The organism is Neglectibacter caecimuris (assembly GCF_034335015.1).
GTDB lineage: Bacteria > Bacillota > Clostridia > Oscillospirales > Acutalibacteraceae > Acutalibacter > Acutalibacter caecimuris_A.
This window is the reverse complement of sequence record NZ_JAWXXK010000004.1, coordinates 480,680-494,644: the sequence shown is the minus strand read 5'-3', so window position 1 is coordinate 494,644 and position 13,965 is coordinate 480,680. Positions and strand designations below refer to the sequence as shown.

Genomic DNA, 13,965 nt, shown 5'->3' with positions numbered 1-13,965 from the left:
TATTGGGCAACGCTGAACAGAACAAAGCTACACAAACAGCAAACCGATATGATAAACCAGGAAGGTGACGCCCCAGGCGACGCAGATTTGGAAGAGGGCCACAAGCCCGGTCCAGCCCCAGCTTTCCGTTTCCTTTTTGATAGTGGCAAGGGTGGCGGCGCAGGGGACATAGAGCAGGGAGAAGGTCATCAGGGCATAGGCGTTCAGGGGGCCGAAGCCCATAGCGCCCAGGCTGCTTAAAATGGCTGACATGCCTGCGGCGGAATTGATATTGGAAATGCCGAAGAGCACGGCACAGGAGGATACCACCACCTCCTTGGCGGAGATTCCCGCGATCAGCGCCACCACGATCTGCCAGAAGCCCAGGCCGATAGGGGCAAAGAAGGGGACGATCCACCGCCCGATCATGGAGCCGAAGGTTTGAGACATATCCTCGGAATACCCGTTGGGGCCGAAATTCAGCAGGAACCACATGAGGATCGAAGCGATAAAGATGGTGGTTCCCGCCTTCGTCAGATAATCCTTCACCTTTTCCCACACATAGATGAAGATGGTTCGGGCGCTGGGGGCCTTGTATTCCGGCAGTTCAATGAGCAGAGAATTTTCTTTTGTGTGCTTTCTGTCAAAAATGTGAAGGAGAAAGGCGCACAAAATGGCTACCAGTAACCCTAAAAGATACATGGAATAGGCCGCCAGCATGGCGTGCCGGGAGAAAAACAGCTGGGAAAACAGAACGTAAATGGGAAGCCGCGCGCTGCAGGACATAAAGGGCGTAATGAGCATGGTTTTATAGCGGTCCCGTTTGTTTTCCAGGGCCCGAGAGGCCATAATGGCGGGAACGGTACAGCCAAAGCCCAGCACCATGGGGATAAAGGAGCGGCCGGAAAGCCCCAGCTTTCCCATAATGCCGTCCATCACATAGGCGACCCGCGCCATGTAGCCGCTGTCCTCCAAAAAGGCCAAAGCCAGAAAAAGGATCAAAATATTGGGCAAAAAGGTGAGGATCCCGCCTACTCCGGCAATAATGCCGTCCACCAGCAGCGAAACAATAAGGGGAGAGACCTGAAGGCCCTCCAGTCCGGCCCGCACGCCGCCGGAAAAGAACTCCAGGCCCGCTTCAAAATAGCCCTTGAGCCAGTCTCCGATGGTGAAGGTAAGGAAGAATACCAGGGCCATGATCAATAGAAAAATCGGCAGCCCCAGCCATTTGTGGGTCAGAATGCTGTCCGCCTTGTCGGTAACGGCAGCTTTTTTCTCCTTGTTTACCAGTACCTCCTGAATGATCTCATCGATAAAATCGTACTTCTGATTGATGATCTCCTTTTCATAGCTTTTGCCGAGAGCCTCCGGGCATTCCACCGGATAATGGGAAGAAATTTCCTTATCGTGCTCCAAAAGCTTCAACGCATGCCAACGATAGTTTTGCAGCTCGGGATATTTTTTTTGCAGCAAAGGGATCAGCAGGTCGATCTTATCCTCGATCTCATCGCTGTAAACCATGGCAAATTCCTTGTGATGCTGGTGCTTGTGGCGCGTTTGCTCTGTCCGGCTTTCCGGCTCATCTGCGCCGTCCCCGTGGTGGTGGATCAGCGGCAGATCATGGCCGTGCTTCTGGTGGTGGGCAGCGGCGTGCATCAGAATATCCAGCCCGGTCTTTCGCCTGGCGGACACGGGGATCACCGGGATCCCCAGCATCTCCGGCAGACGATGCAGGTCGATCTCCATGCCCCGCTTCTCCACAATATCCATCATATTCAGGGCAAGGATCACCGGCTTCCCCAGCTCGATGAGCTGAAGGGTCAGGTAGAGATTCCTCTCCAAAGCGGAAGCGTCCGCCACATCGATGATCACATTGACCTCGTCGCTCAATATGTACTGCCTTGCCACCTGCTCCTCCATGGTGTAGGAGGTCAGGCTGTAGGTGCCTGGCAGGTCTACCAGCCGGTATTCCTGGTCGTGAAAGCGGAAGCTGCCTTCCTTCTTCTCCACGGTGACGCCCGGCCAGTTGGCCACCTTCAGGTTGGCGCCGGTATAGGCGTTGAACAAGGTGGTTTTTCCACAGTTTGGATTTCCCACAAATCCGATAGACAGCTCATGCGCCATGGCCGGTTCCTCCTTTTTCCACAGAAATATGGGAAGAGATCCCATAGCCCACCGCAAAGCGGGTGCCTCTGACCTTTACGATCATCGCGCCCTGCCGCTTCTTTCGCAGAACAAAAATTTCAGAGCCCTCGATCAGCCCCAACGCTTCCAGCCGCCGTTCCAGATCGATCGGCAGGGTAAGACCCTCCACCCGGTAGCTGCTGCCGGGCTTTGCTTCTTGTAAGGTGATCATCGCTTTTTTCCTTTCCTGGCAGGATTGTAAAACAGGGAAATAAAATCATTAGTTGACCTGTTAAAAACTTATCGCAGGAGACGGGAATTGTCAATATCTTTTCGCCTTTTTGCAGAAAAAACTTTCTTTTTAAGGGAAGCTGTGTTATACTGTATTACAAGATTGTTACTTTTATGGCTTTCTCTGCCAGCGATGGCAATTTTTACGGGAAATGAGGCTTTTTATATGAATCGCGCGAAAGGAAGAAAATGGTTTCGGCTGTTGTCGGCAGTTCTGGTATTGTGCCTGCTGCTGCCGGGACAAGCTATGGCGGAAACCATCGATGAGGTAAAGGAAAGGCAGGAGGCTCTTCGTCAGGAAAACGAGTCGCTGGAAGCAAAGCTCGAAACGCTGAAGGACGATGAGGCCAAGGCGCTGGAATATCAGAAAACGCTGGAGGAAAAAATCAGCGTTTTGGAGAGAAAAATCGATACCGCCCGGGAATCCATTCAGGTCATGGATCGGGAAATCGGTGTTTTGGAGAAAAAGCTGGAGGCTTCCCGCAAGGAGCATCAGGCAACCATCGATCTTTTTGCCCAGCGAATCAATACGCTTTACAAATCCGGCACCATCAGCACCCTGGAAATTTTGCTGAATTCCAGCAGCTTCACGGATTTTACCATGAAGGCGGAGCTTTTATCCTGTGTGACAAAGCACGATCAGCAGCTTCTCACAAAAATTGAGGAGTATCTGGAAAAGACAAAGGAAGATCGGGAACGGCTTCAGGAAATGCGGGCGGAGGAAACCACAATAAAGAAGGAGTTGGAGTCTGCCCAGGGTGAGCTGAAGGTTTTGTATGCGGAAAATGAAGAGCTTATTTCCCGTTTGGAGGCGGATCAGGCCCAGGCAAGAAATGCCATCAGCGCCAATGAGGAAGAGGACGCCGAACTGGAAGAGCAGATCCAGGAGATGATCCGCCAGAAAAATGAGGAAGCGGCCTCCAACGGAAACGGTGGAATGCTGGTCAACCCAGATACTCCCGGTATGCACGAGGGTTTTACCCCTCGCTGGCCTCTTCCCGGCGTAGGGTATGACCATGTGATCGGTCATTTTGGGGATATTTATGATTTTGACGACGGCCCCCATATGGGCCTGGATATCTGGGCGGACTACGGTGAGCCCATCGTGGCCACTCAGGCGGGGCAGGTCATTGCCGCGGACTATCACTATTCCTGGGGAAATAATGTACTGATCTGGCACAACAGCACCTTTGCCACTCGGTACGCCCATTGCAGCTCCCTGGCTGTTTCCGTGGGGGAGTATGTGGAACAGGGGCAGATCATCGGCTATGTGGGCTCTACCGGCTTCTCCACCGGAAACCATCTCCATTACGAAGTATATTACGACGGCGTGCGGGTAGACCCCGATCCTTACTTGGGGATATGAAAGAGGAGTTTTCTCTTTTCCTGTTGTGGGCGGCCAGCTGTAAAAAATCAAGGACGTTTCACCTGTCGTTTTGGGGAACAGGGAGATAAATTGGAATTTAGCGGCGAGGTGCCGCAGCCACTCGTGAAGCTGCCGAGTGTAAGAGAACAGCTTCTGGCCCGACCGTTAGTAAGCAGATAAATTGGAATTTGCGGCGTGCCGCAGCACCTGCTCGTGAAGCTGTTGGGTGCAGGAGACTGGTTTCCGACCCGACCGACGGCGAGGTGCGTCATTCTGAGCGAAGCGAAGAATCTCGTCCTTCGGGCCTTTTTGAAGGGCTTTAGGGGCGAGATCCTTCGTCAAGAAAGCTTATAGCTTTCTATGCTCCTCAGAATGACAAAGGAGAGAGCTTGTTCTTCTCTAACGACTAACAACTAATAGCTAACGACTAGTTCGCTAAACTATAATTTATTTGTGAGTCACTCACATTGCTGAACAGGTTCGTGTAAGGAAAAGAAAGGAAATTTGACAGCTCTCTCTTTTTATGATATGCTTTTTGAAAGAATATGCCATGAGAGGCACTTCGTGAAATCAGAATAAAGTAAACTGCCACCGGGTAGGAAATGCAAAAGCATTCGCGGCACATCGTTAGGTCTTGGAAGATGTGCGGGCGAATGCTTTTTTTGGAGGGAAATTTGTTATGCTTTCAAAAATGCGAGTCCGTATTCATAGCTGGGGAAGGGTGGTTCTAAAATCACTGCGGCGCTATTTTTCCAAAGGCGAACTGCTTCTGTGGGCTGTCTCGTCAGGCTTGATCCTGCTTTCCTTTCTGTTTTTTGACCGGGAAAATGTTCTTGTGCTGTGTGCTTCGCTGGTGGGGGCGGTTTCTTTGCTTCTCAATGCCAAGGGCAACCCTGTCGGACAGTTTTGCATGATCCTGTTCAGCCTGCTTTACGGTGTGATTTCCTATACTTTTTCCTATTACGGGGAAATGATCACCTATCTGGGTATGACCGCTCCGATGGCTTTGTTTGCGCTGATTTCCTGGCTGAGGCACCCTTATGAAGGAAACCGGGCTGAGGTAACGGTAAACCGCCTTAAAAAAAGAGAGGTTGGCTTCATGCTTTTTCTGGCGGCTATTGTCACCCTGCTGTTTTATTTCATTCTGCGAAGCTTCAACACGGCCAATCTGCTTCCCAGCACGCTATCGGTCACCACCAGCTTTTTGGCGGTGTATCTGACCTTTCGCCGCAGCGCTTGTTATGCTCTTGCCTATGCGGCCAATGACCTTGTTTTGATCCTTTTGTGGACGCTGGCCGTATTGGAAGACAGCACCTATATTTCCGTGATCGTTTGCTTTTTCCTGTTTTTTGTAAATGACATTTACGGTTTTCTCAGCTGGAGAAAAATGGGAAAGCGGCAGCGGAAGGAATAGAAGGAAAAATAATTTTAGAAAGGCGGTAGTTTTATGTTCCGGGAAATGAGAAGAAAAAACAACTGCTGAGCAGGGAGGAAAGCATACAACTCCTGAAAAATGGTAGTTTCGGTGTGCTAGCTCTGCTGGGAGAGGAAGGCTACCCTTATGCTGTGCCGTTAAGCTATGTGTATCATGACTCCTGCCTTTATTTTCATGGCGCGAAGACAGGCCATAAAGTGGACGCGATCAAGGGCTGTGAGAAAGCATCTTTTTGCGTAGTTTTACAGGACACGGTAATTCCGGAAAAATATACGACCTGTTACAAAAGCGTGATCGTTTTCGGTAAGCTTCATATTCTGGAGGGCGAGGAGACTCTGCGTGCGATACGTCTTCTGGCGGAAAAATATTCTCCAGCGGTTGAGATAGTTGAAAGGGAAAAAGAGATCAAGAAATTTCAAAACACGCTGTGTGTGTTAGAGCTTTCTATTCAGCATATGAGCGGAAAACAAGCAAAAGAGCTGGTAAAAGAGCTGGTAAAAGAGTCCTGAATTTCTTTAAGCAGAGTTCCAAGTGATTTCGGGTACTGACAAAAAACACCTCGGGAAACATTTTCCGAGGTGTTTTTGTGAAGCGGTCAATCCAGGATCATCAATTCCCGCATGTATTTTATGGTGTAGCGAATGCCCTTTTCACCCTTCTCATCAAGCCAGGTGGCGGAGTGGGGCTCTATGGCCAGATAGCCGTCATAGCCGTATTTATAGAGAATGGCGAAGAAGGCCCGCCAGTTGATGGCGTCAATACCCGCCGGGGGATTATCGTACCAATCATTTTTCTCTTCTCCCATATGAGCTTCCAGAGCGGCCCTGGCCTCGGGATAGGCCGTCATCAGGCCGCGCATGGCCCAGTGGTTAATTTCCCGGGAATCGCCCCGCTGGATCACGCCCTTGATGTGGCAGTATTTGAAACGGTCGCCCCAGGCAAGGCCCTCTTCCAGATAAGCGCCGTTCTGCCCGCCGTGAACAAAGCTGTGGGAGGGGTCGTATTTGATGCCCAGTCCCGGCACCTCGTCCAGCACCAGCCTCCATTGCTCCGGGGTGCGAATGTAGTTATCACCCATCACACAGTTGACAATGGCACACTCCATGTTTCGCTCTTTGGCATAAGATACGATCTGGTTCAGCACTTTGATGGCGGCTGTAATATTCTTGTAGTAAGAGAGTTCTTTCACATAGGCCACGCTGCACAGATAATATTTGGCTCCCAGATAGGCGCCAAAATCGATCACGGCTTTTACTTCCTCCCATTCCTCGGGGATCACATTGCCTTCTTTGTCAAGAATGGAGCTTGCCCAGCGCCCTACGGCGCCCACCTCCACACCGGTCTTTTGGCTGGCGGTGCGAATGGCTTCCTTTTCCTTTGTGATTTCCGCCATAGGCTGGCCAAAATAGGCGGTAGGGTTGCAGTCGAACTCCACAAAATCCAGGCCCAGTGATTTGGCATACTCCAGGCTTTCTGCCTTAGGTGGCTGAATGATTCCAAGCTTCATAAATCGAACATTCCTTTCTGCAAAATAAATAGAATAAGAGGTCGTCAGAGCATTTCTTCCATCTGACAAAAGGTGGTCGTCATACCAAGCTTCCGGTATAGGGCAATCGCGTTTTTATTAAAATCCCATACCATCAAAGTCAGCTTTGCGGCATGCCTGTTTCGTGCCTGGCGCTTAGCTTCACCAATCAGCGCAGTGGCAACACCCTGATTCCGAAATTCCGGCGCGACATAAAGCTCCTCAATATGGGCGATCTTTGCCGGCCGGATGGGATATTCGGGGATATCGGGGTTTTCCTTGAAATTGAGCTGACAAAATCCTAGCAGCTTTCCTTCCTTTTCTGCGCCGAAGAGCACGCAATTTGGGTCTGAGAGCATCTTGGAAAATACTTCCGCCGTGGGAATGTATGGCTTTTCCTTAAAAATGTGAGGAAGCGCTTCATGATGAGAATGGCGTAAATCGGCAAAAAACTTTGCGAAAACATTATGATCCTTTTCTGTCAAGACACGTAGATTCATTACACATTGACTCCCGCATTGTTTTCCAGCTTCTTTTCCATATTGATCAAAACAGGGGAGAACCCCAATTTTTTGTATAGCTCCATAGCGCCCTCGTTAAAGGACCAGACCATCAGCGTAAGGTGAGAAACACCTCGCTCCTTTCCAAGGCGTTCCGCCTCTCGATACAGCAGACTGGCAATTCCTCTCCGGCGAAATTCCGGCGCAACATATAAATCGTCAATATGGCCGGTTTTTCGGGGCAGCAGAGGATAGAGCGGATCATCGGGGAGCTCCTTCCACATCACAACGCACATTCCTGCAGGCTTACCGTCCACTTCAGCCAGAAACATACTGCGGTCAGCCTTTTGCAGATCTTCACAAAATACATCTTCCGGCGGCAGTCCGGCTTCCGGGCGAAACAGCTCCGGCATGGCCTTGGCGTGGAGCCGGTGCAGCTCCCGGTAAAACAAGGCGAAGGTGCCGTAATCCCCAGGTTCAAAAGGGCGCAAAATAATTTTGCTCACAGCGCTCTCTCCTTTCCAAATATTTTGAAAACAACACAATTCTATCACAGAAATTTTCTATCCGCAATGAGGTTCTTATGCCGAAAATTTTTTGAGGAAAGGGAAAAGCGGTTTCCAAAAAGGAAACCGCTTAAAACATTATTCCTTCGAGAACTGATCCTTCGGAACGCCGCAGATGGGGCAGACCCAATCCTCCGGCAGGTCCTCAAACTTGGTGCCGGGGGCGATCCCGTTATCGGGGTCTCCCGCTTCCGGATCATAGCGATAGCCGCATACATCGCATACATAAGCTTCCATGAAAAGTACCTCCTGATAAAATGAATGTTTTGTTAGGATAACCGAAAAAATGGAAAGAAATACATTTTTCGGATTTTCCACATTAGAGAGTATCGTACCCGTGGGCCTGTGCCAGCATCATATCTTTTACCTTCATTAGCCGGATCTGGGTGGAACGCTCGTTTTCGTCCAGCTTCATGGTGATATATTTGATATTTCGCTGCAGGTCCGGGATCATTACATGCTCCAGGGCGTTGACCCGGCGGCGGGTCTTTTCGATCTCCGCCGCCATGAGCTGGCAGGATTTTTCGCATTCCGCCAGCTTGAGCATATCGGGAAATATATCCGCGAGAGACTGGATCGCGTCGTCCAGGTCGCTTGAGGTGAAGGCAAAGCCGTAGGAAAACATATCGTTTTCATCGGGGGTGCGCGTTTTGAAGGTGAACTTGGGGATCTCCACGCTCATCACGTTTTCCACACCGCTTTCCAGGCTGACCTTCTGCTTCGGCGCCAGCAGGGCGGTGTTCAGCACCTCGTCCTGCATTCCGGCACGGGCCAGCAGGAAATTTTTATTGGCAGCCTGAATGCCCAGCTCCACACGTTCCCGCAAAGCTTTGTTTTCCCGAACCTTTTCCAGAAACTGCCGCATCAGCTCATCGCGCTTATCCTTCAGCAGCTTGTGGCCCTTGGTAGCCGTGACCAGCTTCTTTTTCAGCCGCGTCAGCTCCATACGGGTGGGATTTACCTGTGTGCCTGCCAAGGGTCATCACACCTTTCCGTAATACTGATCCAGGAATTTATCGTTGATACGCTTCAGCTCGCTTCTGGGCAGAATGGAAAGCAGCTTCCAGCCGATATCCAGCGTTTCCTCAATGTCCCGGTTGGCGGTATAGCCCTGAGAAACATATTCGTTTTCAAAGGCGTCCGCAAACTGAGCGTACTGCTTGTCGATCTCTGTCAAAGCTGCCTCGCCCAAAACCACCATCAGCTCTTTCGCTTCCTTGCCTCTGGCATAGGCGGCAAACAGCTGGTTCATGGTGCTGGCGTGATCGGCCCTGGTCTTTCCTTCGCCGATGCCCTTGTCCTTCAAACGGGACAGGGAGGGGAGCACATCGATGGGCGGCGCCACGTTTTTGCGGTACAGCTCACGGCTCAGAATGATCTGCCCTTCGGTGATATAACCGGTCAGGTCAGGAATGGGGTGGGTCTTGTCGTCTTCCGGCATGGTCAAAATGGGGATCAGGGTAATGGAGCCGTTTTTCCCCTTTTGTCTGCCGGCCCGTTCGTACAGAGAAGCAAGGTCGGTGTACATATAGCCGGGATAGCCCCGGCGCCCGGGCACTTCCTTCCGCGCGGCGGAAATTTCCCGCAGGGCGTCGGCATAGTTTGTGATATCGGTCAGAATGACCAGCACGTGGTAATTCTTTTCAAAAGCCAGATACTCTGCCGCAGTCAAAGCCATGCGAGGTGTGGCGATACGTTCTACCGCCGGGTCGTTTGCCAGGTTCACAAACATTACGGTGCGGTCGATCGCGCCGGTTTCCTGGAAGCTTTGAATAAAGTAGTTGGATTCCTCGAAGGTGATACCCATGGCGGCAAACACCACCACAAAGGGGTCGTTAGTTCCCCGTACCTTGGCCTGCCTGGCGATCTGCGCGGCAAGCTGGGCATGGGGAAGGCCGCTGGCGGAGAAGATGGGAAGCTTCTGGCCGCGAACCAGAGTGTTCAGGCCGTCGATGGCGGAAACGCCTGTCTGAATAAATTCCTGAGGATAGTTTCGGGCAGCCGGGTTCATGGGCAGGCCGTTGATATCGTCCCGGCGGTCGGGCAGGATCTCCGGCCCGCCGTCAATGGGACGGCCCAGGCCGTCAAAAACACGGCCCAGCATATCCTCACTGACCCCCAGTTCCATGCTGCGGCCCAGGAAGCGCACCTTGGAATTGGAAAGATTGATACCGGTGGAATTTTCAAAAAGCTGTACCAGGGCGTTTCCCTCGTTGATTTCCAGCACCTTGCAGCGCCGCTTTTCTCCGTTCCAGAGCTCGATCTCCGCCAGCTCGTCGTAGGTCACGTTCTCCACGTCCCGAACCAGCATCAGAGGACCGGCCACTTCCTGGATCGTTCTGTATTCCTTAGGCATTAGAAGTCCTCCTTTGTCTGCTTCAATTCGTCGAGTTCTTTTTCCAGCTGCGCGGAAACCGCTTCAAAGGTTTCCTTTCGCTTGTCGGGCTGAGTATATTTGAAGCGCCCGATCTGCTCTCTGACCGGCAGGGTGATCAGCTTTTCAATATCCACGCCGCCATTTAACGCTTCCAGAGATTTCTCATAGTATTCCAGAATCAACCGCATCATATCATACTGCTTTTCCAGAGAGGTGTAGGTGTCCACCTCGTCAAAAGCGTTCTGATGGAGGAAGTCCTCGCGGATCGAGCGGGAGGCCTCCAGCTTCAGGCGGTCAGGGGCGGAAAGCGCATCCATACCTACCAGCTGTACGATCTCGTCCAGCTCGGCCTCGTCCTGCAAAAGCCGCATGATCTGGGTGCGCAGCGTGACCCAATCCGGAGATACATGGGAAACGAACCAGGACTCCATGGTATCCAGATACAGAGAGTAGCTGGTCAGCCAGTTGATAGCAGGGAAATGACGCTTGTAGGCAAGAGAGGAATCCAAGCTCCAGAACACCTTGACAATGCGCAGGGTCGCCTGGGAAACGGGCTCGGAAATATCACCGCCGGGAGGGGAAACCGCGCCGATCACAGAAAGGGCTCCTTCCCGGTTTTCGCCGCCCAGGGTAATGACCCGTCCGGCCCGTTCATAGAACTGCGCAAGGCGGCTGCCCAGATAGGCGGGGTATCCCTCTTCACCGGGCATTTCCTCCAGGCGTCCGGACATTTCCCGAAGGGCCTCAGCCCAGCGGGAGGTGGAATCCGCCATCAGTGCCACGGAATAGCCCATATCCCGGAAATATTCGGCAATGGTGATACCGGTGTAAATAGAGGCTTCACGGGCTGCCACAGGCATATCGGAGGTGTTGGCGATAAGCACGGTGCGCTTCATCAGGGAATAGCCGGTTTTCGGATCCACCAGTTCGGGGAATTCGTTTAGCACGTCGGTCATTTCGTTTCCCCGTTCACCGCAGCCGATATAAACCACAATATCGGCCTCGGCCCATTTTGCCAGCTGATGCTGCACCACTGTTTTGCCGCTGCCGAAGGGGCCGGGAACAGCGGCCACGCCGCCCTTGGCAATGGGGAAGAGGGTATCAATAACCCTTTGGCCGGTAATCAGGGGCATGTCCGGAGAAAGCTTTTCCTGATAAGGGCGACCCCGGCGTACCGGCCACTTCTGCATCAGGGTGACGGGAACCTCCTTCCCGTCCGGTGTTTCCACCGTGGCAACGGTTTCCGTAACCGTAAAGCTGCCGGTCCGGATCTCCTTGAGCGTTCCCACGATCCCGGGCGGAACCATGATCTTATGGGAAACGATCTCGGTTTCCTGCACGGTGCCGATGATCGCGCCACCGGTCACAGGATCTCCGGCCTGCATGCAGGGCACAAATTCCCATTTGGTTTCCCTCTTCAGGGAGGGTACCTCCACGCCGCGCTGCAGGTTGTTGCCGGAAACCTTCATAATATCGTCCAGCGGGCGCTGAATTCCATCGTAAATACTGCTGATCAGGCCGGGCCCAAGTTCTACGCTTAATGGTTCTCCAGTGGATTCCACCGGAGCGCCGGGGCCAAGACCGGAGGTCTCCTCGTAGACCTGAATGGAGGCCTCGTCGCCGTGGATCTCGATGATCTCACCGATCAAGCGCTTATCGCTGACGCGTACCACGTCGAACATATTGGCGTCTCGCATCCCCTTGGCGATAACCAGAGGCCCGGCGACTTTTTTAATGGTGCCTTTACTCATGTTTCTCGATCACCCGTTTCAAAATTTAATTGCTTGCTGCTTGGAGCAAGGCTTATTTTTCGTTAAAAATAATATCGGAACCAACGGCCTGTTCTACAGATTTCTTTACCATGCGGATCCCCATGCCGGTATTTCCCCGCACACCGGGGATCGGGATCACGGCGGGCAGGGGAGCTTCCCGATAACGCTCCAGCTCCGGCTCCAGCTCTTTCGCGAGAGCCTCTGTGATATAAATGACGGCATAGTCCCGTTCTGCCAGGCTCCGCAGGGTGCGGGCGCCTGCTTCACTGTCGGAAACAGGGAAAATATCCAGCCCCAACGAGGCAAAGCCGTAAATGCTGTCCCGGTCTCCCAATACTGCTATCCTATACATAGGTGTCTCTCATCCTCTCCCGGATCATGCCCTCGTCCAGCCCGTTGAGCTTGCCGGAAAGAATGATCCGCACGCTGCCGATCTCGCTTCGTCTGGCAAGAACATAGGCGAACAGGGGGCCTACTGTAAAGGGGTTCGATATTTGCTCCCGGATCAAGGCCATGACCCGGTCATCACACCACTTCTCAAAAGCGGAATAAGATTCCTTCATCCGTTCCGCCGCTTCGCTGTAGGGCGTAGCCGCAAGATAAGAGAAAATGTCCTCCGGGTTTTTGCAGGCCGCCGCTGCCAGCTCGTTCAGGTCCAGAGTGGAGCAGGGGGCCAGGGCGGAATCCAGAAACGCCCTGCTTTTTTTAGTCTTACAGGCGCGCATTGCCGTTTTGATATCGGAAACCGCCACCAACAGCTCGGCGTACTGCTCCAAAACCTCATGGCCGGCGGCCTTGCCCTTTTCCCGCACGTCTATCAGGCAGGCCCGGTCCAGAATAACATCGCAAAGCTGACCGTCCTCTGTATGCAGCAGGGTGTGGTAGGCCTGATCGGCCGCTTCCGCCATGGCAGAGGGGAGCGGGGAAAAATCGTTCTCCTTCACGCAGCGGAGCATGATCTCCGGCTCTATGGCGCCGCCGGGTAAAAATACATCGGCCGGTTCCGTATTGGTGACAACGCATTTGATAGCGGCCTTCAAATTATTGTAGTCGATGGGAACAAGCAGTGGGCTGAAGGGGGAGAGATCTTCGGTAAGCTCCCGAATAAAGGCCCAGGTTTTTTCTTCCTCAGCCGCCAGCAAAGCTTCCGCGGATTCCTCCGTGCCGGAACCCCAGCCCTTATCGTGGAGAACGCGAAGACACTCCTCATAGGTTTTACAGGAAAGCAGCTGGTCTATGTCCTGACGGCTCAGCAGGGAAAGCTCCTTGGAGCGTACCCTGGCCACCGCATAGATATAATCATTGCTCATGATTATGGCTTACTTCCTTTCTCTTGGTTTGAATAGAGGGGCGAAACCACCGATCCGCCCTTCTGGCTAAGTTAGCGGGCAGCGGGGAAAAGGATTTTCCTGGCAATGTCTCGCAGCTCACCGTCCGCTTCTTCAAAGATAGCCCGGAAGGTACAGTTGATGTCAATTCCGCCGTATACAAGAAGAAAGCCGTTTTCGATATCGCAGGGTGTCTTGGAAATGGTGATCTCCGCCTGAGGGACAGCCTGTTTCAGCTGTGTCTCAAAGCCTTCCGGCAAACGCTCCAGATCCCGCCGGTTCAGGCGCATTTCTCCCTTGCCTTCTCCGGCGAAGCGGGCGGCAAGCCGCAGCAGCATGGCAAAATACTCGTTGTCCGGAGAAGCCTCCAGAGAGGTCCTGGTATTGTCGATCGTATCGCGGATCATTTGCTGCTTAAAAGCAAGCATGGCGTTGCGGCGTGCGAGCTCGGCGGCGGAAGCGGCCCTCTCCCGTATATCCTGGGCTTTTTTCTCACCGTTTTCCAGAATATCCTGAGTCTTTTTGTCGGCTTCTTCCTTGGCGAAGGCCAGAATGGCGCCGGCCTTCTCCTTGGCGGAGGCCAGCAGTTCGTCTGCCTCCTGCCGGGCATCATTGTTGATTTGACTGAGTATGGTTTCCAGTCCGGTCATGGTATTGCTCCTTCCTCATGTTCTCCGCAATGGCTTGCGGGCAGACAGGGCT

Annotated in this window: 14 protein-coding genes and 1 pseudogene; 3 read left to right on the top strand and 12 right to left on the bottom strand. The window is 52.7% G+C overall.

Going from position 1 to position 13,965, the window contains the following annotated elements:
• Positions 1 to 27 precede the first annotated feature (27 nt).
• Positions 28 to 2,103 carry a ferrous iron transport protein B gene (feoB, locus tag U8T64_RS08665; RefSeq protein WP_322182871.1) on the bottom strand — a complete coding sequence of 692 codons (2,076 nt, stop codon included), beginning with the start codon at positions 2,101 to 2,103 and terminating at the stop codon, positions 28 to 30.
• Positions 2,093 to 2,335 (bottom strand): FeoA family protein, encoded by a 243-nt coding sequence (locus U8T64_RS08660; RefSeq protein ID WP_322182869.1) that lies wholly within the window; start codon positions 2,333 to 2,335, stop codon positions 2,093 to 2,095. Before U8T64_RS08660 ends, feoB begins: the two co-directional genes overlap by 11 nt.
• Positions 2,336 to 2,560: 225 nt before the next feature.
• Between U8T64_RS08660 and U8T64_RS08655 the strand changes: the two genes are divergently transcribed.
• From U8T64_RS08655 to U8T64_RS08645, 3 genes and pseudogenes are all read left to right on the top strand, one after another.
• Positions 2,561 to 3,760: a murein hydrolase activator EnvC family protein gene (locus U8T64_RS08655; RefSeq protein ID WP_322182867.1), complete on the top strand. Its 1,200-nt coding sequence runs from the start codon at positions 2,561 to 2,563 to the stop codon at positions 3,758 to 3,760.
• A gap of 679 nt (positions 3,761 to 4,439) precedes the next feature.
• On the top strand, positions 4,440 to 5,174 hold the full coding sequence (gene pnuC / locus U8T64_RS08650) for a nicotinamide riboside transporter PnuC (protein ID WP_322182865.1): 735 nt from the start codon (positions 4,440 to 4,442) through the stop codon (positions 5,172 to 5,174).
• A gap of 33 nt (positions 5,175 to 5,207) precedes the next feature.
• Positions 5,208 to 5,704: pseudogene (locus U8T64_RS08645) on the top strand (pyridoxamine 5'-phosphate oxidase family protein).
• Positions 5,705 to 5,790: 86 nt separating this feature from the next.
• Here U8T64_RS08645 and U8T64_RS08640 read toward each other — a convergent pair.
• The 10 genes from U8T64_RS08640 to U8T64_RS08595 all read right to left on the bottom strand — a co-directional run bounded on the left by U8T64_RS08640 (position 5,791) and on the right by U8T64_RS08595 (position 13,913).
• Positions 5,791 to 6,702, bottom strand: coding sequence for a sugar phosphate isomerase/epimerase family protein (locus U8T64_RS08640; RefSeq protein WP_322182863.1), 912 nt, complete (start codon positions 6,700 to 6,702; stop codon positions 5,791 to 5,793).
• Between the two features lie 44 nt (positions 6,703 to 6,746).
• Entirely contained in the window at positions 6,747 to 7,205 is a 459-nt protein-coding gene (locus U8T64_RS08635; RefSeq protein WP_322182861.1) for a GNAT family N-acetyltransferase, read from the bottom strand.
• A 14-nt stretch (positions 7,206 to 7,219) separates the two neighbouring features.
• Positions 7,220 to 7,726 (bottom strand): GNAT family N-acetyltransferase, encoded by a 507-nt coding sequence (locus tag U8T64_RS08630; RefSeq protein WP_322182859.1) that lies wholly within the window; start codon positions 7,724 to 7,726, stop codon positions 7,220 to 7,222.
• A gap of 138 nt (positions 7,727 to 7,864) precedes the next feature.
• The gene (gene rd / locus U8T64_RS08625; RefSeq protein WP_322182857.1) at positions 7,865 to 8,023 is read right to left on the bottom strand and encodes a rubredoxin; all 159 of its coding nucleotides are present in this window, start codon (positions 8,021 to 8,023) and stop codon (positions 7,865 to 7,867) included.
• Between the two features lie 82 nt (positions 8,024 to 8,105).
• Positions 8,106 to 8,762 (bottom strand): V-type ATP synthase subunit D, encoded by a 657-nt coding sequence (locus U8T64_RS08620; RefSeq protein WP_322182856.1) that lies wholly within the window; start codon positions 8,760 to 8,762, stop codon positions 8,106 to 8,108.
• Positions 8,763 to 8,768: 6 nt separating this feature from the next.
• The gene (locus U8T64_RS08615; RefSeq protein ID WP_322182854.1) at positions 8,769 to 10,142 is read right to left on the bottom strand and encodes a V-type ATP synthase subunit B; all 1,374 of its coding nucleotides are present in this window, start codon (positions 10,140 to 10,142) and stop codon (positions 8,769 to 8,771) included.
• The gene (locus U8T64_RS08610) at positions 10,142 to 11,914 is read right to left on the bottom strand and encodes a V-type ATP synthase subunit A (RefSeq protein ID WP_322182852.1); all 1,773 of its coding nucleotides are present in this window, start codon (positions 11,912 to 11,914) and stop codon (positions 10,142 to 10,144) included. The genes U8T64_RS08615 and U8T64_RS08610 overlap by 1 nt, the downstream gene beginning before the upstream one ends.
• Positions 11,915 to 11,966: 52 nt before the next feature.
• Positions 11,967 to 12,287: a V-type ATP synthase subunit F gene (locus tag U8T64_RS08605; RefSeq protein WP_322182850.1), complete on the bottom strand. Its 321-nt coding sequence runs from the start codon at positions 12,285 to 12,287 to the stop codon at positions 11,967 to 11,969.
• The gene (locus tag U8T64_RS08600; RefSeq protein WP_322182849.1) at positions 12,280 to 13,245 is read right to left on the bottom strand and encodes a V-type ATPase subunit; all 966 of its coding nucleotides are present in this window, start codon (positions 13,243 to 13,245) and stop codon (positions 12,280 to 12,282) included. Before U8T64_RS08600 ends, U8T64_RS08605 begins: the two co-directional genes overlap by 8 nt.
• A 71-nt stretch (positions 13,246 to 13,316) precedes the next feature.
• Positions 13,317 to 13,913 (bottom strand): V-type ATP synthase subunit E, encoded by a 597-nt coding sequence (locus tag U8T64_RS08595; RefSeq protein WP_322182847.1) that lies wholly within the window; start codon positions 13,911 to 13,913, stop codon positions 13,317 to 13,319.
• Positions 13,914 to 13,965 lie beyond the last annotated feature (52 nt).

Bases quoted from the DNA above. Each gene is read 5' to 3' on its own strand.
- feoB (WP_322182871.1), bottom strand. From the start codon at position 2,103: ATGGCGCATGAGCTGTCTATCGGATTTGTGGGAAATCCAAACTGTGGA.
- U8T64_RS08660 (WP_322182869.1), bottom strand. From the start codon at position 2,335: ATGATCACCTTACAAGAAGCAAAGCCCGGCAGCAGCTACCGGGTGGAG.
- U8T64_RS08655 (WP_322182867.1), top strand. From the start codon at position 2,561: ATGAATCGCGCGAAAGGAAGAAAATGGTTTCGGCTGTTGTCGGCAGTT.
- pnuC (WP_322182865.1), top strand. From the start codon at position 4,440: ATGCTTTCAAAAATGCGAGTCCGTATTCATAGCTGGGGAAGGGTGGTT.
- U8T64_RS08640 (WP_322182863.1), bottom strand. From the start codon at position 6,702: ATGAAGCTTGGAATCATTCAGCCACCTAAGGCAGAAAGCCTGGAGTAT.
- rd (WP_322182857.1), bottom strand. From the start codon at position 8,023: ATGGAAGCTTATGTATGCGATGTATGCGGCTATCGCTATGATCCGGAA.
- U8T64_RS08615 (WP_322182854.1), bottom strand. From the start codon at position 10,142: ATGCCTAAGGAATACAGAACGATCCAGGAAGTGGCCGGTCCTCTGATG.
- U8T64_RS08610 (WP_322182852.1), bottom strand. From the start codon at position 11,914: ATGAGTAAAGGCACCATTAAAAAAGTCGCCGGGCCTCTGGTTATCGCC.
- U8T64_RS08605 (WP_322182850.1), bottom strand. From the start codon at position 12,287: ATGTATAGGATAGCAGTATTGGGAGACCGGGACAGCATTTACGGCTTT.
- U8T64_RS08600 (WP_322182849.1), bottom strand. From the start codon at position 13,245: ATGAGCAATGATTATATCTATGCGGTGGCCAGGGTACGCTCCAAGGAG.
- U8T64_RS08595 (WP_322182847.1), bottom strand. From the start codon at position 13,913: ATGACCGGACTGGAAACCATACTCAGTCAAATCAACAATGATGCCCGG.